General features: G+C 43.0%; 27 protein-coding genes. 2 read left to right on the top strand and 25 right to left on the bottom strand.

Going from position 1 to position 23,359, the window contains the following annotated elements:
• Position 1 precedes the first annotated feature (1 nt).
• Genes ccmE through ccmA form a run of 5 tightly spaced genes read right to left on the bottom strand, consistent with a single transcriptional unit; the run spans position 2 to position 2,741 of the window.
• Positions 2 to 481, bottom strand: coding sequence for a cytochrome c maturation protein CcmE (gene ccmE / locus BIW53_RS08410; protein WP_070991406.1), 480 nt, complete (start codon positions 479 to 481; stop codon positions 2 to 4).
• Complete coding sequence (gene ccmD, locus BIW53_RS08405) at positions 478 to 681, bottom strand: heme exporter protein CcmD (protein WP_070991405.1); 204 nt, start codon at positions 679 to 681, stop codon at positions 478 to 480. The genes ccmE and ccmD overlap by 4 nt, the downstream gene beginning before the upstream one ends.
• Entirely contained in the window at positions 681 to 1,421 is a 741-nt protein-coding gene (locus BIW53_RS08400) for a heme ABC transporter permease (RefSeq protein WP_070991404.1), read from the bottom strand. The genes ccmD and BIW53_RS08400 overlap by 1 nt, the downstream gene beginning before the upstream one ends.
• Position 1,422: 1 nt before the next feature.
• Positions 1,423 to 2,109 carry a heme exporter protein CcmB gene (ccmB, locus tag BIW53_RS08395; RefSeq protein ID WP_139158809.1) on the bottom strand — a complete coding sequence of 229 codons (687 nt, stop codon included), beginning with the start codon at positions 2,107 to 2,109 and terminating at the stop codon, positions 1,423 to 1,425.
• On the bottom strand, positions 2,106 to 2,741 hold the full coding sequence (ccmA, locus tag BIW53_RS08390; RefSeq protein WP_084228103.1) for a cytochrome c biogenesis heme-transporting ATPase CcmA: 636 nt from the start codon (positions 2,739 to 2,741) through the stop codon (positions 2,106 to 2,108). The genes ccmB and ccmA overlap by 4 nt, the downstream gene beginning before the upstream one ends.
• Positions 2,742 to 2,829: 88 nt before the next feature.
• Between ccmA and fliK the strand changes: the two genes are divergently transcribed.
• Positions 2,830 to 5,220, top strand: a complete 2,391-nt coding sequence (fliK, locus tag BIW53_RS08385) for a flagellar hook-length control protein FliK (RefSeq protein ID WP_070991402.1) — start codon at positions 2,830 to 2,832, stop codon at positions 5,218 to 5,220.
• A gap of 8 nt (positions 5,221 to 5,228) precedes the next feature.
• Positions 5,229 to 5,525, top strand: a complete 297-nt coding sequence (locus tag BIW53_RS08380; protein ID WP_070991401.1) for an EscU/YscU/HrcU family type III secretion system export apparatus switch protein — start codon at positions 5,229 to 5,231, stop codon at positions 5,523 to 5,525.
• Here the strand turns inward: BIW53_RS08380 and BIW53_RS08375 are convergent, their stop codons facing one another.
• From BIW53_RS08375 to fliL, 20 genes are all read right to left on the bottom strand, one after another.
• Positions 5,526 to 5,951, bottom strand: coding sequence for a DUF2802 domain-containing protein (locus tag BIW53_RS08375; protein ID WP_070991400.1), 426 nt, complete (start codon positions 5,949 to 5,951; stop codon positions 5,526 to 5,528). It lies immediately after the preceding gene.
• Complete coding sequence (locus BIW53_RS08370; protein ID WP_070984558.1) at positions 5,952 to 6,449, bottom strand: chemotaxis protein CheW; 498 nt, start codon at positions 6,447 to 6,449, stop codon at positions 5,952 to 5,954. It lies immediately after the preceding gene.
• A gap of 24 nt (positions 6,450 to 6,473) precedes the next feature.
• Positions 6,474 to 7,244 (bottom strand): chemotaxis protein CheW, encoded by a 771-nt coding sequence (locus BIW53_RS08365; protein WP_070991399.1) that lies wholly within the window; start codon positions 7,242 to 7,244, stop codon positions 6,474 to 6,476.
• 11 nt (positions 7,245 to 7,255) lie between these two features.
• The gene (locus BIW53_RS08360) at positions 7,256 to 8,023 is read right to left on the bottom strand and encodes a ParA family protein (protein WP_070991398.1); all 768 of its coding nucleotides are present in this window, start codon (positions 8,021 to 8,023) and stop codon (positions 7,256 to 7,258) included.
• A gap of 64 nt (positions 8,024 to 8,087) precedes the next feature.
• The gene (locus BIW53_RS08355) at positions 8,088 to 9,221 is read right to left on the bottom strand and encodes a protein-glutamate methylesterase/protein-glutamine glutaminase (protein WP_070991397.1); all 1,134 of its coding nucleotides are present in this window, start codon (positions 9,219 to 9,221) and stop codon (positions 8,088 to 8,090) included.
• 76 nt (positions 9,222 to 9,297) lie between these two features.
• Complete coding sequence (locus BIW53_RS08350) at positions 9,298 to 11,496, bottom strand: chemotaxis protein CheA (protein WP_070991396.1); 2,199 nt, start codon at positions 11,494 to 11,496, stop codon at positions 9,298 to 9,300.
• Between the two features lie 13 nt (positions 11,497 to 11,509).
• On the bottom strand, positions 11,510 to 12,292 hold the full coding sequence (locus BIW53_RS08345; protein ID WP_070991395.1) for a protein phosphatase CheZ: 783 nt from the start codon (positions 12,290 to 12,292) through the stop codon (positions 11,510 to 11,512).
• Positions 12,293 to 12,312: 20 nt separating this feature from the next.
• Complete coding sequence (gene cheY / locus BIW53_RS08340; protein ID WP_070991394.1) at positions 12,313 to 12,696, bottom strand: chemotaxis response regulator CheY; 384 nt, start codon at positions 12,694 to 12,696, stop codon at positions 12,313 to 12,315.
• Between the two features lie 40 nt (positions 12,697 to 12,736).
• A complete protein-coding gene (locus tag BIW53_RS08335) occupies positions 12,737 to 13,447 on the bottom strand; it encodes an RNA polymerase sigma factor FliA (protein ID WP_070991614.1) in 711 nt (236 codons plus the stop codon).
• A gap of 26 nt (positions 13,448 to 13,473) precedes the next feature.
• Entirely contained in the window at positions 13,474 to 14,334 is an 861-nt protein-coding gene (locus BIW53_RS08330) for a MinD/ParA family ATP-binding protein (RefSeq protein WP_070984548.1), read from the bottom strand.
• The gene (flhF, locus tag BIW53_RS08325; protein WP_070991393.1) at positions 14,327 to 15,799 is read right to left on the bottom strand and encodes a flagellar biosynthesis GTPase FlhF; all 1,473 of its coding nucleotides are present in this window, start codon (positions 15,797 to 15,799) and stop codon (positions 14,327 to 14,329) included. The genes BIW53_RS08330 and flhF overlap by 8 nt, the downstream gene beginning before the upstream one ends.
• Positions 15,800 to 15,820: 21 nt before the next feature.
• The gene (flhA, locus tag BIW53_RS08320; RefSeq protein ID WP_070991392.1) at positions 15,821 to 17,917 is read right to left on the bottom strand and encodes a flagellar biosynthesis protein FlhA; all 2,097 of its coding nucleotides are present in this window, start codon (positions 17,915 to 17,917) and stop codon (positions 15,821 to 15,823) included.
• 64 nt (positions 17,918 to 17,981) lie between these two features.
• Positions 17,982 to 19,112, bottom strand: coding sequence for a flagellar biosynthesis protein FlhB (flhB, locus tag BIW53_RS08315; protein ID WP_070991391.1), 1,131 nt, complete (start codon positions 19,110 to 19,112; stop codon positions 17,982 to 17,984).
• A gap of 3 nt (positions 19,113 to 19,115) precedes the next feature.
• Positions 19,116 to 19,895 carry a flagellar biosynthetic protein FliR gene (gene fliR / locus BIW53_RS08310; protein ID WP_070991390.1) on the bottom strand — a complete coding sequence of 260 codons (780 nt, stop codon included), beginning with the start codon at positions 19,893 to 19,895 and terminating at the stop codon, positions 19,116 to 19,118.
• A 2-nt stretch (positions 19,896 to 19,897) separates the two neighbouring features.
• A complete protein-coding gene (gene fliQ, locus BIW53_RS08305; RefSeq protein ID WP_070991389.1) occupies positions 19,898 to 20,167 on the bottom strand; it encodes a flagellar biosynthesis protein FliQ in 270 nt (89 codons plus the stop codon).
• Position 20,168: 1 nt separating this feature from the next.
• A complete protein-coding gene (gene fliP / locus BIW53_RS08300; protein ID WP_070991388.1) occupies positions 20,169 to 20,909 on the bottom strand; it encodes a flagellar type III secretion system pore protein FliP in 741 nt (246 codons plus the stop codon).
• Positions 20,902 to 21,303, bottom strand: coding sequence for a flagellar biosynthetic protein FliO (gene fliO, locus BIW53_RS08295; protein WP_139158806.1), 402 nt, complete (start codon positions 21,301 to 21,303; stop codon positions 20,902 to 20,904). Before fliO ends, fliP begins: the two co-directional genes overlap by 8 nt.
• A complete protein-coding gene (fliN, locus tag BIW53_RS08290; RefSeq protein ID WP_070991387.1) occupies positions 21,300 to 21,701 on the bottom strand; it encodes a flagellar motor switch protein FliN in 402 nt (133 codons plus the stop codon). Before fliN ends, fliO begins: the two co-directional genes overlap by 4 nt.
• Positions 21,702 to 21,729: 28 nt before the next feature.
• Positions 21,730 to 22,821: a flagellar motor switch protein FliM gene (gene fliM / locus BIW53_RS08285; protein ID WP_070991386.1), complete on the bottom strand. Its 1,092-nt coding sequence runs from the start codon at positions 22,819 to 22,821 to the stop codon at positions 21,730 to 21,732.
• 8 nt (positions 22,822 to 22,829) lie between these two features.
• Positions 22,830 to 23,348, bottom strand: coding sequence for a flagellar basal body-associated protein FliL (gene fliL, locus BIW53_RS08280; RefSeq protein ID WP_070991385.1), 519 nt, complete (start codon positions 23,346 to 23,348; stop codon positions 22,830 to 22,832).
• Positions 23,349 to 23,359 lie beyond the last annotated feature (11 nt).

The following is a 23,359-nucleotide window of genomic DNA, read 5'->3' as shown; positions in this document are numbered from 1 at the left end:
ATTAGTTCTCGTTGTTTAAGTTATACTTTGGCTTCTCATGCTTGATGCCTTTGAGCGCTTCTGCAACTTCTGGTGGCATATACTCTTCATCATGTTTTGCCAACACCTCAAACGCTTCAATAACGTCAGGTTCAACTAAAGTCCCCTGCGCGACAATTCCCTGACCCTCTCTAAACAAGTCAGGCAAAATTCCTTCATAACGAATAGTGACCATTGGTCCTGTATCCATCAATTTAAAACTGACATCGAGGCTGCTTTCATCTCGAACGACCGAACCCGGTACGACCATGCCACCAATTCTCAATTTTTGGCCAATAAAAGGCTTTTCTTTATTTTCGCCTTTGCCATCTATCAACTCTGTTGGCGTGTAAAACAAATTAATATTTTCTTGTAACGCATACAGCATTAGTCCAATCGCTGAACCAACCCCAAAAATAATTGCAATTACTGCGAGTAAACGTTTTTTGCGTCTCGGGTTCATACTTGCTCCTGCTGCTTGGCTTTTTTAATGCGTTCTTCACGTTTCATTTGGGCGCGTACTTCATTGCGCAGCTTACTAGCATCTCTTAATGAGCTCACAAACAAGGCCAGAAGAATGGCGGCACAACTACCGAAAGATAACCAAACATAGAAGCCATATCCCCCCATGGCCAGAAATTCATTCAATGAATCAAATTGCATCACTCACCTCGACCGACTAGTTCTCGCACCCATGGGCGGTGCCTCTCACATTGTAAGATTTCGTTTTTCAAACGGATCAACGTCACTACACCAACAAAGCCTGCAAAAGCGATAATGTTGATTAACAAGGGCCATAGCATTGATGAATCTATCGCTGATGTATCAAACTTGGTTATGGTGGCTCCTTGGTGCAAGGTGTTCCACCATTCCACAGAAAAGTGAATAATAGGCAGGTTTATCACTCCCACGACGGCTAAAATACAGGCCGCACGCCCTGCTGACTTTTTATCTTCAAAGGCATGGTATAAAGACAATACCCCTAGATATAAAAACAGCAATATGAGTTCAGACGTTAACCGTGCATCCCAAACCCACCAAGCTCCCCACATAGGCTTACCCCATGCAGCGCCAGTAATAAGAGCGATTGCCGTCATGGCGGCTCCCACAGGGGCTATAGATATCACCGCCAACTCAGCATTACGGATCTGCCATACTAGGGCAATAATTGCGGCTATCGCCATTGAAGAATATGCCCCCATAGACAATATTGCTGAAGGGACATGAATAAAAATAATGCGATAACTATCTTTTTGTTGGTAGTCTGCGGGAGCATAGGCAAGACCCCACACCCAACCGACTGTCAAACATACTACGGTAATCACCGCAAAATATGGCATAAGCGTATTACATAGTTGATATGCACGCTCTGCCTTTGCATAGGGATGTAACCATTTCCACATGTTAACTAACACTCACTTTTAAAGCTGAAGATATTGCAATAGGCGCACAAACACTAGCTACAGCTAACATTGCGCCTAGGATTGCGAGTTGACCACCATAGGCTAAAGACATACTACTGGTATCAATGGCAGACGTCGCAAAAATCAGTACGGGAATATACAAAGGTAAGACTAATAAGCTCATTAATATTCCACCCTTTTGTAACCCTACTGTCAGTGCAGCTCCGATTGCGCCAATAAAGCTCAATAGTGGAGTTCCGATCAGTAAGGTCAACACTGTTGCACCAAGCGCCTGAGACTCTAAGTTCATCAACAGGGCAAACATTGGTGCCATCAGTACCATCGGTAACCCAGTGATTGTCCAATGAGCAAACACTTTTGCCAGTACTGATAAAGAAAGTGGATAAGGAGATGCTATGAGCTGCTCTAATGAGCCATCGTTGTAATCATCCCTAAACAGTTTATCTAACCCTAACATGGTAGATAACAAAGCCGCTACCCAAATAATGCCTGGAGCCATCCGTTTCAACAAAGCAGGCTCAGGACCAATAGCAAGGGGAAATAATGTGATAACAATCAAGAAAAATAGCAAAGGGTTGACTATTTCCGAACGCTGGCGAAACGCTAACGTCACATCTTTGCTGTATACGCTGAAAAATAGCTGCCAATAAGAGTGCTGGGCCATCAAAGTTGATACTCCAATACAAGGGTTTTGAGTGCCGCAAAATGAGTTGTTAAATCTTGGTGGGTCGTGAGTAAAATAGCTCCGCCCTGGGCCAGATGTTCAGAAAAACGTATCTGTAATTGTCGTACACCTTTCTTATCTAATGCAGTAAATGGCTCATCAAGTATCCACAGTTTAGCGTTGTTTAGCCATAACCTCACTAATGCGACACGTCTTTGTTGGCCCGCTGAGAGAGTTCTTACCGGTACATCTTCCAGACCAACCAGTCCTAACAGGGATAACAAATCATATGCACGTTCGTCTACCTGGCAGCCATGAACACGCAGCCAATGACAAACATTTTCATAGGCCGTTAGCTGGCCATTTACACCTGTTTTGTGACCAATAAAAAGTAATTGCGCCGCATATTCATCATAGTTGTCGCTAATCGGCTGACCCTCAAAATGAATTTCCCCTTCATCAGGACGTGCAAAGCCTGAGATGATCCGCAATAATGACGTTTTACCAGCACCATTTGGGCCTTCAATTTGCATGATCTGCCCAGCTTCTAACGAGAAGCTTAACGATTCAAACAGACAGCGTTCTTGCTTAGTACAAGTAACAGATTTAATCTCTAGCAAATTGGTTATTCTCATTACCCAAAATTGGGCGTTAGTCTACCATAATGGTATGGTAATACGAATAACGCGTTGCGACCGATTAGCGAAAATTTGATTTAAAATAATGAATAAGCCACCGATTTCTATTCAATATTCGAACACACCTGATACAAGCTCAGCTTTAAACGAAGGACGTGCAAATATTGACCTAACCAAACAAGCTAGCCAGTTTGTTGCGAGAAATGTCGTGATCAAACCCGAGGCACTACAGATGGAAGTGGAAATTGATGGCCGCTGGCAAACTATACGCTTAGCCGTAAAAGACAATAACCTTCCAACACTTCGATTAAACGAAGCGGTGGTTACCTTAGGTGAGAATGGTCAATCCCTCACAATCAAGTCGCCCGAACAAACCGTCAACATTAAAGCAGCCAACCAACTACTATCCCTATTAACTTTAATAAAAGGTGGCACCCCAGAGTCTAGTTTAAAAACTAGTGCTCATATCACAGATGGTGGCAATCCACAGCTTGTATTAGACAAACTGGGCTTAAAGCTGGCTTTGGATCCATCGCTTGCGAAAATCCTAGCTCAAGAGCACAAACTTGTTGCGCAATTACAAGCAAACGACCACAAAATCCAGTTAAAGCTTATGAATGGATTTGCCGATCAACTATTTTCCAGTGTGCTGGCCAAGCAGAAAGTTTCTGAACAACTAGCAACATTAGGTAAGAGCCCTCTTTTGCTAGTTGATAAACACGCATTGCAAGTCAAGTTTTCCCCCTCTGTAAAAGCAGTTTCTTTACCTTTGAGCAATTTGCAAAGTCCTCAACCAGTAGGCGCTGCACAGTGGCAACAAGCACAATTAAAAGCCACTACCATGGGAGTACAAATTAAAACTTTCAGTGACTTACAACATTTGGATTTAAAACAACCCATCAAAGGCAAGTTTGTTCATGTCAGCCCACACACTGCAGCGCAACATACTCTTGAAACTGTACAAAGCAACCTCAACCTTGGGTATAACAAGCCTCTAGTAAATATCACTATTAACGATATAAAAAAGGCTGTCGAACAAGCACTTTCTCAGTGGCTATCAAAACCTTTTAAGCAAGTACATAATAACTCGGCAACAAGTAACGCCGCTAAAACAGTATCCGTTACTACCGTACAAAGCGGACTTCCTAGCCAATTCAGTACTTTGTCCAGATTAACAATGACACCACTAATGCTTAGTCCATCACAAAACGATGCGCTACCTCCTATCGTAAAACTGTTTGCACAAATAAAAAACGTGCTGCAAAACACGGGGAATATTGTAAGTCAAAGTGATAATAGTCCAAGTAGCCGTTCAAGCTCATCACAACTAGTCAGCCAAGCAATAAACAAAGGCGGATTACCCTCTGGGAGTGAGGTTCCACAATTAAGTAACGAAAAAAATGGAGCAAAACAGCGCGGGTTAGTCACCGAACTACTAAAAGCACCTAGCAAAATACCCGATCAAAATCAAAAGGTAGCAGGCTCGACCGCCAGCGCTCTTTTGCCTATACCTAAAAGTGACTATCAAGCCAGTCACCCTATTGAACGTAAGCTGCTAGAACCGCTATTAAAGTTAGTTGCCATGTCACCAAAGCAAAGTACTGAGGCACTTAACAGTCAAGTCGCAACTGAAAAAGTCGCACAGCTAAGTCAGTATAAAGATCCACAGTCAGTGGATATGACCAAGCTAGTTCATCAAGCGTTTAGCCGTATGATAGATGCGAATAATATATCTGCTAATCACGTTATGGCAGAGCTCAACAGCCTTGTTCCAGGCTTGGTCAGTCAATACTCACAAACCTCTACTCCTTTGAGTGCAAGCAGTTTTACACAGGCTCTCGATAAGCTATTAGTGACATTACTGGCATCACCTCGAGCGACTGCACCACAGTCTTTACCAGAAAATATAGATCAGACCCAACGTCTTAATGCATTGCTTGAAACCTTACTCCCCAATGCAAAGAGTATTGCAACTAAACAGGCACTCCCTCATTTACAGCAGCTAAATAACGCGTTACTGAGTGATTTAGCTCAGGTGCAAAACACCCTAACCAGTAGCGTCCAAATTACACCAGCCAGTCAGAAGGTCGATAGTGAAACTCAGCTATTACTTAGCTTGTTTATGCCTATGAAACTGCCGAGCGAGTGTAAGCAAACTGAACTCCAAATAGGCAAATACAAGAAGCCAGCTAAAGCAAAAATGCCCGAAAAAACGGTATGGTTTGTTCGCCTTAATTTTGATTACGCTCACCTTGGTAAACTTAGTGCTCAAGCCGAGCTAATGGATAAAGCACTTGATTGCCAATTGATTGCGAACACTCAGCAGGTATGCTCTTTGGCTGAACCCCATTTAGATGCGTTGCGACGAAAGCTATGCGCACATGGTTTACAGGTGAATGAGATAACACTTAGTGAAGATGCACAACAAACGCATACCTTTTACGAACAACATGCTATCGTTAATATCAAAGTTTAGGAGTATGTATGGAACAAAAAACAGCGATAGGTTTACTGTATGAAGCAGGAAGTTCACCGCATGTAGCTTGTAAAGGCTTCGGTGAACTTGCCGAAGAGATCATCGCCCTTGCAAAAGAAAAAGGGATCATGATCCACGAAGATGCTGAACTGGCAAAAACCTTAGAGCAACTCGACTTACATCAGGAAATACCTAAAGAGCTCTACTATGTCATTGCCGAGCTCATTGCCTTTTCATATGTATTGCGAGGAAAATTTCCGCCAGGGTGGAAAGGTTTTAGCAATAAGCTGGATATTAAAGCCTAATCAAGATTTTTGATGTAACGACATTAACAATTCAGCTTCCGCACGAGGGATCTCACACTCACGCATTATTTCTTCCAAGTCGGCTCCCAGCTCTATCATCTTAACGGCACGAGAGTAGATTTTTGCATCAGGGTCATCATATTTTTGTACGGCCTGTTGCTGAGCAAGCTCTTTTGCATAACTTTCACATGCAACCAAGCGCTTACCTATACTCATCAAACTGCTACGGACTTCTGCTATTTCGCTACGCAGAATTGAGGTTTGTTCGTGATTGTCCTTTATTTTTTGCCTAAGAGACACCACTTGCTGATGGCTGCCTTCCAAACGCTTGCTTAACATAAAAATCAACCCCAAACATACAAAAGTTAGTAAGCTTGAGGCGATCAGTATGAGTAATACGAGGTTATTATTTACTACTTCCACAATTTATAAATGACTCAACTCGTCCCACTCATCATCGCTGAGTAGTTTGTTCAAATCGACAAGAATAAGAAGCTCACCCTCACGATTAGAGACACCTTGAATAAACTTAGCGCTCTCTTCAGTGCCAATATTAGGTGCACTGTCAATCTCTGAACTTCGCAAATAAACAACTTCAGCAACACTGTCCACCAAAATACCAATTACTTGCTTTTCTGCCTCTATGATAACGATACGAGAGTTGTCTGTAACCTCGGCACTGACCAATCCGAAACGTGCTCGAGTGTCTATAACGGTTACAACGTTACCACGCAGGTTGATAATACCTAGCACATACGCTGGTGCACCAGGGACTGGAGCAATCTCTGTATAGCGCAATACTTCCTGTACCTGCATTACATTTATGCCGTATGTTTCATCCTCGAGTTTATAGGTCACCCATTGAAGAACTTCATCGTTACTATCGGCATTTTTGTCTGCGGAAAGTAGTCTATCTTGGCTCATGGTTTAACTCCAAAAAGATCTTGTTTACTGCTCTCGACTATCGAGGCCTTGCTCAAGCAAGCGGTTTAAATTCTCTACATCAATTAACGCGCACATTTTTTCTTTAATTACGCCTGCCAGCCATGGCCTTTTACCATTGCCTGTGCGCCATTTCACGTCATCTGGTCGCAATGTAATATTATTTACTAGGTTTTCAGCCAGTAACCCCCAAGGGCTATCACCCAATGTGATTAAATACTGATAATCTAGACTCTCTTCCAACTCGGGCGAATACTTCTCTGGCATCACCCAACGTGCGGTATCAACAACATTTAGCTTTTCATCGCGATTTAACATCACGCCTTTAAACCACTTGGGCTTACCAAACAACTGATTTACTTCACCTAGCTGATGGATACCACCTAATGATTTTAAAGGCACAGCCAAAGTAAGACCTGCAACTTCAAAAAATAGTGCCTGAAACTCTTGCTCACCATACGCCTCTTTTGCGCTAACTGGTTGATTTTTTGTTTCAGTCGATTCTTTGATAATAGTATTATTTTCTGTTATCTCAAGATCTTTCGTTTGTTCTTCAGGGATTTCCTGTGTCTCGACAGGTAGTATTTTTTGTTCAACTGATGGCTCACTTTTGAGCTGCTCAACTTGAACTTCAGTCTCGGCTTCAGACACAAGCGGAACCTGTTCGAGCAATTTGGCTACGGGCAGCAATGAACTGTCTTCAGGTTCTTCTTCACTGAGAAGCGCGCCTAAATATTGCTTCATAACTTTTTCATTAGCAAACAAATGTTTACTCATTACTACCTCTATTAAACCTGCAATAAATAATCAAGTAACGCCCGATAAGCAAACACACCCCGAGACTTTGGACAGTATGATACTGGGACCTGTTGCGCTAAACTTGCATCTCGAAACTTTGTATCCACCGGAATAACCCCGGGCCAAACATACTCTTTATAATTGGCTAGCAGGCTTTTGTAAGCCTCCAACGAGGCTTTCGTCCGTTTATCATACATTGTTGGTACTATGGTATATTGATATTTCTTAGATTGCGAACTTTGCATTAATTCCATAGTCCGCATCATTCTATCCAACCCTTTAAGGGCGAGAAACTCAGTCTGCACGGGGATCAAAATCCTCTCGCTGGCAGCTAATGCATTAACCATGAGTACACCTAGTACGGGTGGACAATCAATAATCGCGTAGTCGTAATGGTCTTTTATTTTTTCGAGCGACTTTTTGAGCACCAAGCCCATTCCAGCTCGATTTCCCATACTTCTATCCAAGGTTGCTATTGCCATGGTAGCAGGCAAAATATCCAAATTTTCTATCGTCGAGGGGCACAACGCCTGCAGAATTTCTTCACTTTGCATTGTGCTTCCACGAGCAAAAATATCATAGACGCTAATCTCCAACTCTTCCGAGTCAATACCAAAATAATAGGTTAAAGATGCATGAGGATCAGTATCTATCAACAACACTCGTTTTCCCTGGAGTGCTAAAATCCCCCCCAAGCTAACTGTGGTGGTCGTTTTCCCTACTCCCCCTTTTTGGTTTGCTACTGTCCAGATCTTCACGAGCTAATGCATTCTCCAAGTTTTGCGCTTTTTCTTATTGTTATTTGCTTACTGGCACCTGCAGCTAACACCCAACCTCTTTGTTGAGCCTAGCCGCAACTTCTGGTAAAGCAAGATGCTCAGATGCAAGACCTGCATTAGCAACGGCTTGTGGCATCCCATACACGACACAGGTTTTTTCATCTTGGGCCCAAATGGTAGCGCCAGCTTGCTTAAGCATACGAGCACCATCACGACCATCGGCCCCCATTCCCGTTAATACGATAGCTAATACGTCACCTTGATAAGCCTTAGCCGCACTTGCAAATGTAACATCAACACTTGGCTTATAGGTAATACGTGGACTGTCATCCTCGAAAACACGAAGTGTCTTACTTGCACCTCTGGCTTCAACCATCATTTGCTGACCACCTGGTGCTAAATAAGCAACCCCAGGTTCTAAACGATCTCCTTGCTGTGCTTCTTTTACTCTTATCTTACACAAGCTGTTCAAACGACTGGCAAATGCTGGAGTAAACGCAGCAGGCATGTGTTGTATCAGCAAAATTGGATGGGGAAAGTTACTCGGTAACTGAGTTAAGATAGATTGTAATGCAACAGGCCCCCCCGTAGATGTACCGATTGCAACAACTTGATACTTCTTTCCCGACGCCTTTATAGAAGCACTAGAGCCGCCGATAGGCGCAGAACGCTGAAAGGTTCTATCAGGCTGACTTACACCAGTATTAGCCCCCTGATCTTGGCTTGCTGTAGGCTTACTGGCTTGTCGTGCGGTGAATGGGCTAGTAAATCGAGGCAAGCGGCGACGGCCAATCTCTTTTACTTTATTCTGTAAAGATTTTATAGCTTCATCGCTATTGCGAGCGATATCTTCAAACTTCTTCGGTAAAAAATCCAGTGCCCCCGCATCTAAAGCGTCTAAAGTGGCACTTGCACCTTCTCTGGTCAAAGATGAAAACATTAGAATCGGCGTAGGATTAGAAGCCATAATCTGTTTTACAGCACTAATGCCATCCAAGACTGGCATTTCAACATCCATGGTAATAACGTCAGGCTTTAATTGCGCAGCCTTTTCGACAGCCTCTTTGCCATTAACGGCAAAATCAATCACCTTAATATCACTATCTAGCTCAAGTATTTCACTCACTCTGCGGCGAAAAAAACTTGAGTCATCAACTACTAACACTTTAACTGCCATTGGCACGCTCATTAAATATTCAGATCTAAAAAGTGGTGCGCAAGGCACCACTGTGTCTAACTCTTATTTAGAAACTCTACTTGCCCGCATAATGCTTAAGCATATTCGGCACATCTAAGATCAAAGCAATACCACCATCCGAGGTAATAGTCGCCCCTGCCATACCTGGCGTACCCTGTAATAGCGCGTCCAAAGGTTTAATTACAACCTCTTCTTGCCCTATTAATGAGTCGACGACAAAACCAACTTGCTTAGTTCCGATTTGCACTATCACTACGTGACCGTGCGCTTTGCGGGTCGTTCTATCAGCACCTTTCACCAACCAATGCTCCAAGTAAAACAATGGAATCGCTTTCTCACGCACGATAATTGTTAACTGCCCATCTACTATATTGGTCTTGGTTAGATCTAAGTGAAAAATCTCACTAACGCCAGCAAGAGGCAACGCAAAAGTTTGCTCTCCCACAATTACCATTAGTGTTGGTAGAATCGCTAAGGTCAAAGGTACTTTTATTTCTAAAATTGTACCCACCCCTAACTCAGATTGGATGTTGACTGAACCGTTTAGTTGAGTGATCTTCGTTTTTACAACGTCCATTCCCACCCCACGGCCAGAAATATCTGATATTTCTTCCTTGGTTGAGAAGCCTGGCGCAAAAATTAAATTATACGCCTCAGTATCCGATAATCGACTTGCTTGGTCTGAATCAATAACACCTTTACTAATCGCTATCTTCTTAAGCTTTTCAGGATCCATACCAGCACCATCATCGCGAATGGTTAGCAAGATATGATCACCCTCTTGCGAAGCAGACAAAGTAACGGTGCCTGTACGTGATTTACCCGCGGCTTCACGCACGCTAGGCATTTCGATACCATGGTCTACTGAATTACGCACGAGGTGAACCAATGGATCTGCCAGTGCTTCTACCAAATTTTTATCTAAATCGGTTTCCTCGCCTTCGAGCACAAGGTTTATATCTTTTTTCAGGCTTCTCGCTAAGTCCCTAACGACTCGAGGGAAGCGACCAAAAACTTTTTTAATTGGCTGCATGCGCGTTTTCATTACAGCGCCTTGCAAGTCGGCCGTCACCACATCTAAGTTTGAGATAGCCTTACCCATAGCCTCACTATTGGTATTATTTGCCAGGCTTACTAAACGGTTGCGAACTAATACCAGCTCACCCACCATATTCATTATCTGATCTAGTCGTTTAGTATCAACACGAACTGTAGTCTCAGCCTGAGCCGCTGGCGGTTTCTTCGCTGCTGCTTTATTTTCAGTTGTTGGTGTGGATGCAGCCGCGGGCGCAGCCTTAGATACAGGTGCAGCCGCGGGGGCTGCCTTAGGTGCAGGTGCCGGTTTAGCAGCCGCTGGCTTTTCAGGTTCCTTCGGCTTATCGACTTTAGCTTCTGCAGTATTCTCTACTGAACGCGGTGCTGTTCCTTTACCGTGTAGTTCATCTAATAACGCTTCAAATTCATCGTCATTAATCTCATCATCGCTGTTACTTGATGATGGCGTTTCAGCAACACTTGATTCAGCTGGAGGGGTCTGTTGTGACTGACTAATCTCGCCAAAGCTACCAACGCCATGTAGCTCGTCTAGCAAGTTGTCAAATTCATCATCAGTAATGTCACCATCACTTTCAGCGCTTGTATCAGCCTTACTTGCTTTGGCAGGAGCATTACCCGCTCCATGTAACTCATCCAACAGGCTTTCAAATTCATCTTCTGTGATTTCGTCAATGCTACTGTCATCTTCACTGACATCGGAGCCTGTGGCATCAAGATCAAAGAAAACGTCGTCAGCATCCGGTTCTTCAGGAGGCTGCTCTGGAACAGCTTCTTCCGCTTGCGGAACGTCAATAACTTCGTCTTCTGATTGCGGTTTGCTAAGTTGATGAAGTGTTTCAAGTAACGCTGGATCGGCAGGTTCTGGTTGTTCACGATTTTGAATATGTGCGAACATTTCATTAATCGTATCAAGAGATTGCAGAATAACATCCATTAATTCGGAGGTAACTTTGCGTTGCCCCTGTCGCAGCACATCAAACACGTTCTCTGCACCATGACAGGCATCGACCAGCTCGGTCATGCTTAAAAACCCAGCGCCACCTTTGACCGTATGAAAACCTCGGAAAATTGCGTTAAGCAACTCTTTATCTTCAGGGTTGTTTTCTAACTCTACGAGCTGCTCAGACAGTAACTCAAGGATCTCTCCAGCTTCAACGAGAAAGTCTTGTAAGATATCTTCATCGACTTCAAAGCTCATGCATACTCTCCTATTAGAAGCCTAAACTTGACAGTAAATCATCCACTTCATCTTGGCCTGAAACAACATCATCCCGGGATTCAGCGTCAATAATTGGACCCTCCGGCCCTGAAATTTCGTTTACGTCAATATCAACCTCACCTTCGCTAGCAACCTGAGTTTCAGATATTTTCTTCTTGCTCGGTAGCTCATCCGCAGTGCCAAAAACGGTTAATAAATTAATTAGGCTATCTTCGACTTCTCTAACTAGCTCTATAACTCGACGAATAACTTGCCCTGTCAAATCTTGATAGTCTTGAGCCATTAATACATTTGTCATCAAACTTTGTAATTCATCTGTACGTGTTTGTGACCCCTGCATAAACTTGTCTAAATCGTGACACAAAGATTTAAACTCTCCTAGCTGAATGTCACGCCGCATAAGGCGGTCCCAAGTTGGTTTAATACTCGATAATTCATCTGCTAGTTCTTGTGCTAACGGAAGGCTCGCCTCAACAGCATCCATGGTTTTGTTGGCGGCATTCTCTGTCATTTCCATGACATAGTTTAAACGTTGTTTTGCATCGGGAATGGCTTCAGTCGTCAAATCAGCAAGACGCGTATCGAGTTCGAAATTTTTCAAAGATTCATGCAATTGGCGAGTTAACTTACCCACCTCAGCAAACAACTCGGATTGCTCTTTATTGGCAGCTTCCAAAATTAATTGATCTGCTTTTTCTTGTTCACCTTGTTCTAAATAAGCAACAAGTTGCTTTGCCTGCTCAAGGCTGATCTGAGGCACAGAAGGCGTTGACATTAGCCTCTCCTTCTTATTTGTTAGCCTAAACGTTCAAACACTTTTTCTAACTTAGTTTTCAGTGTTCCTGCGGTAAAAGGCTTGACGATATAACCGTTAACCCCAGCCTGTGCAGCTGCTACGATTTGTTCTTTCTTTGCTTCCGCAGTTACCATTAACACTGGGATATGCTTAAGATTTTCATCTGCTCGGATCGCGCGCAGCAGATCTATCCCCTGCATACCAGGCATATTCCAATCGGTTACTACAAAGTCAAACTCTTGATTTTGTAGCATTGGAAGCGCAGTACTGCCATCATCAGCTTCTTGTACATTGGTAAAGCCTAAATCTCTTAGCAGGTTTTTGATTATTCTCCTCATTGTAGAAAAATCATCAACCACGAGAATTTTCATGTTTTTATCCAAAACATCCTCCAGTGAGGTTTGAACCTATTATTTTTTTACTCTAATTTACCCAGTCATTGATCTTGGCACGAAGCCTTATCATTGCCTGCCCATGAATTTGGCTAACACGAGATTCACTTACATCTAGTATTTGACCGATTTCTTTTAAATTCATTTCATCGTTGTAATAAAGCGACAACACTAGGGCGTCTCTTTCTGGCAAAGATTTTATTGCTGCCACCAACGATTCGTTAAAGCGTTCATTTTTAACGTTATTAAATGGTTTGTCTAGCGATAAATCGTTGTCTGCAGGCGAAATGACGTCTTCATCTACACCTAAGTCCTCAATACCTATTACTTTACTGGTATTTACATCATTTAGAATATGATGGTACTCATCCAGCGTAATAGCAAGTTTTTCAGCTATTTCAGTATCTTTTGGTTCTCGGTTGAGGAGGGATTCTAGTTCTGCAATGGCTTCTGCAACCATGCGACTTTTACGGTGTACCGAACGTGGTGCCCAATCGCCTCGGCGAATTTCATCCAACATAGCGCCTCGAATACGGATCCCTGCAAAAGTCTCAAAGCTTGCCCCCTTTGAAGCATCAAAGTTTTTGGTTGCCTCAATCAGACCAATCATGCCTGATTGCATCAGGTCATCCAGCAAAATATTAGCAGGCAGCCGAGCCAATAGGTGACACGCGACCTTTTTCACAAGTGGGGCATGACGCTCAACCACCTTATGTAGATGCTCTGATGTTTGATACCCCATCGCTTTACTCACCGATGATGCCATAGTTACCCATTGACAAGTTGTTCAATAAAAAACTCAAGATGCCCTGACGGTTGATGTGGTATAGGCCATTTCACAGCCTTACTGGCAAGACCCCTGAATGCAACTGCTGCTGGTGAATTAGGGAAGAGTTCTACGATGGTTTTTTGACGCCTTGAAGACTTCCGCATATTTTCATCGAACGGGATTGTTGCAACAAGTTCCAGAGCCACATCTAAAAACCTGTCTGTTACCTTTGACAGTTTAGCAAACAATTCCTGTCCTTCCCGTAAACTGCGCACCATGTTAGCAACAATTTTAAATCTATAAACGCCGTGCTCACGACTCAATACTTTGATTAGTGCATAGGCATCTGTGATCGAAGTTGGTTCATCACATACCACCACAACAACATCCTGCGCCGCGCGGGAAAAGCTCAATACCATATCAGAAATACCTGCGGCAGTATCAACGATTAAGATATCAAACTCTGTATTTAACTCGCTAAATGCTCTTATTAGCCCAGCATGTTCAGCGGGTGTCAGCTCTACCATGTTTTGTGAGCCTGACGTTGCTGGAACGATTTTAATACCAGCTGGACCTTCTACCAAAATTTCGTCTAATTCACATTCACCCGACAAAACGTGTGATAAATTCTTTTCAACTCTTAAACCCAACATCACGTCACAGTTTGCCAACCCCAAGTCGGCATCGAGTACTAAGACTCGGTTTCCTTGCTGGCCCAGCGCAATTGCGGTATTCAAAGATACATTGGTTTTACCCACTCCGCCTTTACCGCCTGTTACCGCGATAACTTTAACACCGTGATTACTATTTTGACTCATTTTACGCAGGCCACTTGCTTGATCTAATACTGTGTTAATCATACATTCCTACTGTCTGAGACGCTACTGGTACAGGTCTCGAATGTTGTGCTTTTATTCTTTTTAAATACAATTGCTCAGCCTTTTTGACTAGCTTTTGTGCATTTGCTACGCGAATATCTTCAGGAACTCGCTGTCCATTGGTAAGATACCCTATTGGTAAACGATTTTGAATCGCTATACTAATAATCTCGCCCAAACTTAGACACTCATCAAGTTTAGTAAAAATACATCCAGTTAGGTTCACTTTTTGGAAATGGCGAACCGTCTCTTGTAGCACATGCATTTGTGATGTCGCACTTAATACCAAATAACTACGAATGTCAACGCGCGTGCTACGCATCAAAGTATTCAACTGCTCTGTTAAACGCAAATCTCTTTGACTCATTCCAGCTGTATCTATTAATACTAGTCGTTTATTGCGCAAGTGGTATAACACTTCGGCCAGTTCATTTGCATCTTTTACTTGCTTCACGGGACAGCCGATAATTCGACCATAAGTCGACAGCTGCTCATACGCACCAATACGATACGTATCCGTGGTAATTAGAGCGACTTTGTCTGCGCCAAATTTTTGAGCACCCAATGCGGCTAATTTTGCAACTGTTGTCGTTTTGCCAACCCCTGTAGGTCCAACAAAAGCAAATACACCACCTTGGCGAAGAATATCATTATTAGTGGTATGCATCTGGTTTACAACCATATTTAGTAACGCACTCCAAGCTTCTTTGCGCGATACATCATCTGGAATAAAACATGCCATTTGCTCAGCAACATCGGCATCAATTCCCATTCCTTGCAAACGGTCAATAAGACATGCTCGAGTTGGGTCTCTGCGCGCCATCTCTTGTTTCATCAGGCCTGAAACTTGATGCTCAAGAAGCTGACGAATTGCATTCATTTCTTCTCGCATTGATGTCATTTCATCATGCTTAGGGTCATGGTGCTCCATTTCATCGCCAAAGCCCGATTCTAATTCATCATCAAACTGCCAGTTCGATGCTTGTGTTTGAGTATTATGACTAGGCTTTGGTTGTTGAAAACGCTCTTGAGTATGCATTTGCGCTTCATCTTGTTGCTGACGCGCTTTAAACACTTGTTCTGTATCGATGCCTGATTGCGAGAACATAGATGCAAGTTGCGGTGAGCGAGGACGAGGTGCTTGACGCTCTAACAGAGCTTCTAAACTATCCGCGACTTGAGCCTGTGGCTCAGGCTGTGCACGTTGAGGCTCTGGGCGCACAAAGCGAGGTGATGTAGAGCGAGGTTGCTGCGCCTGCTGTTGGTGGTTGTCCTGTACACTGGGCTTAGGAGTTGCTGGTGCGCGATCATTATCAATTGCAGCGACAATTTCGACGCCATCGGCCAATTTCTTATTCGACATGATCACTGCATCTACACCTAGCTCTTCTTTCACTTCTTTTAGTGCAGTTCGCATATCTTTGGCAAAAAAACGTTTGATCTTCATGTTACAACCCCTTAAATCCTATTACTGTCCAACTGAGCTCACAATCTTAATTTGTCTTTCATCTGGCACTTCTTGATATGACATCACGCGAAGGCCGGGGATCGTATGTTTAACAAATCTTGAAAGCACACTTCTTAACATACCTGAGGTTAATAAAATGGACGGGTCACCTAGCATTTCTTGCGTTTGATGGGCTTCTCTCAATGAGTTTTGAAGCCGCTCTGCAAGGCCTGGTTCAATGCCTGCCCCTTCATCACCTGCGTTCTGAAGTGACTGATGCAACATCTGTTCCAACTCAGGTGCCAATGTTATGACAGGAATTTCTTCAGCGTTGCCAACTGCATCTTGAACGATGAGTCTGCGTAGTGAAATTCGTACTGCAGCCGTTAGTACATCTGGATCTTGGCTACGAGGTCCATACTCAACAAGCGTCTGCACAATTGAGCGCATATCCCTAATTGCAACACCTTCATTCAGTAGATTTTGTAGCACTTTTACAACTGTTGTAAGTGGTAATACGTCAGGCACCAGCCCTTCGACCAAGCGCGGATGACTTTTAGCCAGCATATCTAATAGATTCTGCACTTCCTCATGGCCCAATAACAGAGCTGCATTATTCGTCAACAATTGACTAATATGGGTCGCTACAACGGTGGCTGCATCAACAACGGTATAACCTAACGAATGAGCTTCATCTTTTTGTTCCGGTTTAATCCACACGGCATCCAAACCAAAAGCAGGGTCTTTGGTTTCAATACCTTTAATTGGACCAAACACCTGACCTGGATTAATGGCTAACTCGTCACCATGCTTTAACTCACCCTCACCTGAGCCTACGCCCATTAGGGTAATGTTATAAGCATTTGGGTCTAACTCTAGATTGTCTCGAATGTGTACAGGAGGTACTAAGAAACCCAATTCTTGAGATAGCTTTTTACGCACGCCTTTAATTCGGTTCAATAGCTCTCCGCCTTGCGACTGATCTACTAGTGGGATCAAGCGATAGCCAACTTCCAAGCCAATTACATCTACAGGCTGAACATCATCCCAGCCAAGTTCTTTTTGTTCTTGTTTCCCAGCAACAGCTGTGCCTTTAGCTTCTTCTTCAGCTTTAGCTTCAGCCACGTCTTTTTTCTGTTTTTGGGTAAAGTAAGCTAGATATCCAAGTAATGCACCCAAACTCAAAAATGCGAAATGCGGCATTCCAGGTACTAAACCCATGACGATTAAGATGCCTGAAGCAATGAATAAAGACTTTTCATTTCCTAGTTGGGTTTTAAACTGATCACCCATGTTATGAGATTCGTTCTGACGCGTAACGACAATTGCCGTACCAATCGATAGTAGCAGTGAAGGAAGCTGTGCAACTAGACCATCACCAATAGTAAGCAATGTATACACTTCCATTGCGCGACTAAAAGTTAGGTCGTGTTGGATCATACCAACAAACAAGCCACCTATTATGTTAATAGCAAGAATGATAATACCCGCTATCGCATCTCCTTTAACAAACTTACTGGCACCGTCCATCGAGCCATAGAAATCTGCTTCACGTGTCACTTCCTCACGTCTTGCTCTGGCATCATCTGCACTGATAAAACCCGCATTCAAATCGGCATCTATTGCCATTTGCTTACCTGGCATAGCATCTAATGTGAAGCGAGCTGAAACTTCAGAGATACGCCCAGCACCTTTTGTGATAACCACAAAGTTAATGATAATTAAGATAAGAAAGACCACTAAACCGACAGCGTAATTACCACCAATAACAACAGAACCAAATGCTTCTATCACTTTACCCGCAGCATCGCCACCATTGTGACCCTCTAATAATACAACCCGAGTACTGGCAACATTCAAAGCAAGACGCATGATAGTGGCAATAAGCAAAACAGCGGGGAACATACCAAACTCAAGTGGCTTCATGGTGTATACGGTCACAAGTAACACCACCAAAGCTAATGCAATATTGAAAGAAAATAGAATATCCAACAAAAAAGGTGGTAAGGGTAATATCACCATCCCCAAAGCCGCCAACACCAGCAATGGTGTACCTACACCTTTGGCGTATTCTTTTTTATCTTTGTTGAGCTGTGCTAAAACTGCTTTAAATTCCATAACTTAACAACTGCAAAATATTGACACTATGCAGATAAAGCAAGTTGCGAGCCAACTATGGGCATTAGTGTTTTAAGTGATCAGGTATAGGTAGGTCTTTATTTAATGATGTAGGTCGGCGCCCTCGCCCTTTGTTAAAGCGTTTTAACTGGAATACATAAGCGAGTACTTGCGCTACCGCGGTGAATAGTTGATCTGGAATTTGCTCACCTATTTCTGTGGTATGGTACAGCGAGCGCGTTAAACCAGGGGATTCTACAATAGGTACTTCATTACCTATGGCCACTTTTCGAATTTGCATGGCTATTTCATCAACCCCTTTTGCTACAACAATGGGGGCGCCAGCTTTTTCTGTATCATATTTAAGCGCGACAGAATAATGTGTCGGGTTAGTCACCACCACATCCGCATCAGGGACATCTTGCATCATACGACGCTGTGACATTTCTCGCTGCGTACGCCTAATTCTGGCTTTGATCTGTGGGTCACCTTCGGAGTTCTTATACTCGTCTTTAACCTCTTGTAGCGTCATTTTTAGTTGTTTGTGATGGTTGTAGCTTTGGTAAGGCGCATCTATGGCAGAAATAACCACTAGCGTGCAGCTTAAACCCAAAAACATCCACGCTAAGATCTCAAGTGCATGGATCACGCTGCTAGGAATAGCCTCAATACTAAGGTGAAGAATTTCATAGAAAAATGTGTTGATAAGAAAAATAGCAAAACCTGCAACCAACACAAACTTTAGTACTGACTTTACTAGTTCTACCGCCGCCTGTGGCCCCAACATCCTTTTTAAGCCTTTCATGGGTGACATCTTACTCGCTTTTGGCGCAGCTGCCTGCCAACTAAAATTAAACCCTCCCAGCAAGGTATTACCCACAAGACCTGCAATCACTATGATCAAAACAAACATTGCCATTGGGAAAAAAAGCTCAGAAAAGACATTTTCCCACACCGCAAACATTTTGGTGGTATCGTAGCTTTCGTTGCGATTTAGGCTTAGCGAACGCCCCATTATGTTGTACAACCCTTTGCCTATATCTGGTCCATACAGCAGTAACGCAATAGCTGAAAATATCAACACAAAAGTTGTTCCCAGCTCCTTTGAACGAGCCACTTGCCCTTTCTTTCGTGCCTCACTGATTTTTTTCTCGGTGGGCTCTTCGGTACGTTCTTGACCTGAATCTTCTGCCATATGCTAAACCGTACAACCAATTAAGTTACACATCAGCTCGGTCATCTTCAGCCACTGGAATTCAAACTGTACGACAAAGTTGCCTAATGTGGCCCAGATAATGGTTAAACCAGCCACTAAAGTGAAAGCAAAGCCAACAGAGAAAATATTCATTTGTGGAGCTGCTCGCGTCATTATCCCAAATGAGATATTAATTACTAACATAGCTGTCAGAGGAGCTAAGGAGAGCGCTAGAGCGGTAGTAAACATCCAACCGCCCCAATTAACAATTTGCCAATAGTTATCTACGACCCACCATTGACCATTAATAGGAAAAGTTTCAAAACTAAAAATAATCATATTCATCATCATCAAATGACCGTTAAAAACAAAGAATAACAAGGTTGCCAAGATAAGATAAAATTGTCCCACTGCGGGTACGCTCAACCCGTTCGCAGGGTCAACAACCGAAGCAAAACCCAGACCAGTCTGCATTGCCAGGATTTGACCTGCGATAATAAACGTGTTGAGTAATAATAGTGACGCAAAGCCAATGGCAATGCCAATAATCATCTGTTGAATCACAACTAGCAGCATTGAAAAGGAAAATAGCTGAACAAATTCAGCTTTTGGAAGCGCAGGCATAACCGCAAAAGTGATGACCACAGATAAGGCGAGTTTAATTCTAGTTGGCACCGTTTGTGCCCCTAAACCTGCCATGACCATAAGCATTGAACTGATCCGCACCAGAGGCAGTAACAGATCACTCAGCCACTGCATGATAGTTGTAATCGGAAATTCCATCTCTACCCTGCTATTTCAGGGATCCGCATTACAATCCCCGTGAAAAAGTCCATGAGCTCCTGAGTTAACCAGTGGCCTCCAACTATCAAAGCAAGAATCGTAATAATCAAACGAGGCAGGAAGCTCAGAGTCTGTTCGTTGATTGAGGTCGCAGCCTGAAACACCGCAACCACCAAACCAATTAACAACCCTGGAAGTACAATTGCCGCTACTAGCTTTATGACCAAAAATAGTGAGTCACTCAGTATATCGACAAATACTTCGGGTTCCATATTACACCCCTAAACCAAAACTGCGGGCCAATGTGCCCATCACTAATCCCCAGCCATCAACCAATACGAATAGCATTATTTTAAATGGTAAAGAAACAATCATTGGTGACAACATCATCATACCCATCGCCATTAATACACTGGCAACCACTAAGTCCACAATCAAAAATGGTATAAAAAACATAAAGCCAATAATGAAAGCAGTCTGAAGTTCACTGGTCACAAATGCAGGTATGATCACTACAAAGGGAGTGTCTTCTGGAGTGTCTAGCTTGTCATATCCAGCAATTTTGGCGAAGGTTTCTAAATCTTTAATACGTGTTTGCGAGAGCATAAACGCTTTTAATGGCTCTTTCGCCTGCTCTAATGCTTGTAGTGATGTAAGTTGCTCATTTAAATAAGGTTGTACGGCTCTGTCATTTATTTGGCTAAATATAGGTGCCATAATAAAAAACGTTAAAAACAAAGACATGCCCAATAGAATTTGGTTTGAAGGTGACTGTTGAAGGCCAATTGCCTGCCTTAAAATTGCTAACACCACTATGATACGTGTAAATGAAGTCATCATTATCACTGCAGCCGGAATGAAGCTCAGGGCTGTCATAATAGCAAGAACTTGCAATGTTACTGAGTATTCTTGCGAACCATCTGGGTTTGTGGTGACACTTAGCGCGTCAATACCTTCAGCGCCGGCAAAAGGTAAAAAGCCCAGACCAATAAGCGCTATTAAAAATCTAATCATAAGAACTATTCTTGTTATTTTGTCTACCTACAAATCGCCCAAGCTCTTTTGCAAATGCTGGTACCTGCGCTTCTTCTAGCGGCTGCTCTAATTGATATAAATAATTTATGCTATGAGGCGTTACCCCAAGCAAATGTTGTTTGTCATCAATTTCTATCACCATCAGGCGCTCTTTTGTACCCAATGGCAGGCTACGTATAACCCTAAAATCTTTGCTATTACCCAAGTTGGGATTGAATTTTTTAACTAATAATCCCAAGCCGATAATAAGTACGACTACCAGCATTAATGACAAGCCCATAGACAAAAGTTCCATGCTTAAGCCTGTCATTTCCTGCTTCGCTATAACTGGCATGGCTGCCAATAGCAAAAGTGCGCTGGTGAATATCTTCATCGTAGTTTTTTGATACGTTCAACTTGGCTAATTACGTCAGTTAGACGTATACCAAATTTGTCGTTTACTACTACAACTTCCCCATGCGCTATTAACGTACCGTTAACAAGAACATCCAACGGTTCGCCCGCTACTCGGTCAAGTTCCACAACCGACCCCTGGTTAAGTTGTAGTAAGTTACGAATATTAATTTTAGAGCGTCCCACTTCCATCGAGATGGTGACTGGGATATCTAAAATAGTATCTAACTTGCGTTTTTCGTCTGGCGATAGGTTGGAAGTTGTATCTTTAAGTTCATCCAGTTCTGCCACTTCGGGCTCGCTGGATACATTTTCGCTTTCTTCCGCCTCAGCTAGTGCTGCTGCCCATTCGTCCATTGTATCTTGATCATCACTCATACTATCAAAACCTTTATGTAATCAATTCTTACCAATCTAAGTCCACACCTTCTGACAGATGTAAATCTTCTTCCAATTCCGCAAGCTCTGCATCTGAGTCAAGCTTCTTGCCACCTTTGGTGAACACATGTAGTTCAGATTTAACCGATTCAGGGCGTTTAATTTTTTCACTAATTTGCAGCGCAACATTGTCTCTTGAGCGTCCCATTTTAGCTCTAAATGTAGGCAGCTCTTCGATAAATACAGTGATGTATTCTGGCATTTCCACAGGAATAACATCTCCCGCTTTTAAGCCCATGATTTGTTCTAGCGTCAAATCTATCTCAAGTAATTGTGTCGATAGTTCGACTTCCACATCCATGATTTCATCACGTAGCGCTTTACTCCAGCGCAAATCGGTATCTTCGGTATCCGACTGCACACCTGCGTCTAACAGTTCACGAATGGGTTCTAGCATTGAGTAAGGAAGTGAGATATGAAAATCACCACCACCACCATCAAGCTCAATATGGAATGAGCTAATTACTACCACTTCTGTAGGACTCACAATGTTAGCCATGGCTGGGTTAACTTCAGAGTCTAGGTATTCAAAAGATACATCCATAACCGGTGCCCAAGCTTCTTTATAATCTTCAAAGATTATTTTTAATAGCATTTGGACTATTCGGCGTTCTGTTGGGGTAAATTCTCGGCCTTCAATTTTTGCATGATAGCGACCATCACCACCAAAAAAGTTATCTACCAAGATAAAGACTAGACGCGCTTCCATCGTAATCAGACCTGTTCCCTTTAAAGGCCTGAAACGCACCATATTTAAGCTAGTTGGAACGAATAAGGTATGGATGTACTCGCCAAACTTGAGCATTTGTACCCCGTTAATAGATACCTCAGCAGTTCGTCGCATCATGTTGAATAGGCTAATACGCATATGCCGAGCAAAGCGCTCATTAACAATTTCAAGGGTCGGCATACGACCACGAACGATACGGTCTTGCGATGAGAAGTCATACTGTAACGCAGTTGAATCTCCGTCATCACCTTCGCCTATTTCTTCCTCTTCGACATCATCTACGCCATGAAGTAGCGCATCGATTTCGTCTTGGGATAATAAATCACTCACTTAAGACCTCACTGCATTACAAAGCCGGTGAATAGCACACGTTCAATGACTTTACTGCCCTCAACCCCTTCCATTGCGGCTTGTACTTTATCTACAGCTGACAAACGTAACGACTCCTTTCCAGCACTAGTACTTAGCTCGTCCGCTGTCGTTGTCGAAAATACACTTAAAAGCGTTCCCTCAATCAAAGGGATATGTTTTTTCGCGATTTCTTCGTTGATATCGCCACGGACCAGAAGCTGTACTTTGATCTGAACTATGCGGTCTCTGCTTGCTCCAGGTACGTTAAATACAAATGGTCTCGGCATAGCAACATAAAGGGCACTACCAGTATTTACCGAAGAGGCGTTAGCTGTAGCTTGCTGCGCTGTTTCTTCTTCAGCCAGTGTTTCAACTGGGGCTTCTTCCGAGGAAGTCAAAAACCAAATACCAGCAGCAACCAATGCTACTACTGCAACAGCTGCAATAATAATCTTTGTCTTATTACCACCCGCTTCTTCAATTTCTAAGTTGGTTTCTTCTGCCATTGTTTTTCCTT

This window comes from Pseudoalteromonas byunsanensis, from assembly GCF_001854475.1.
GTDB lineage: Bacteria > Pseudomonadota > Gammaproteobacteria > Enterobacterales > Alteromonadaceae > Pseudoalteromonas > Pseudoalteromonas byunsanensis.
This window is presented reverse-complemented; position numbering and strand designations above follow the sequence as displayed.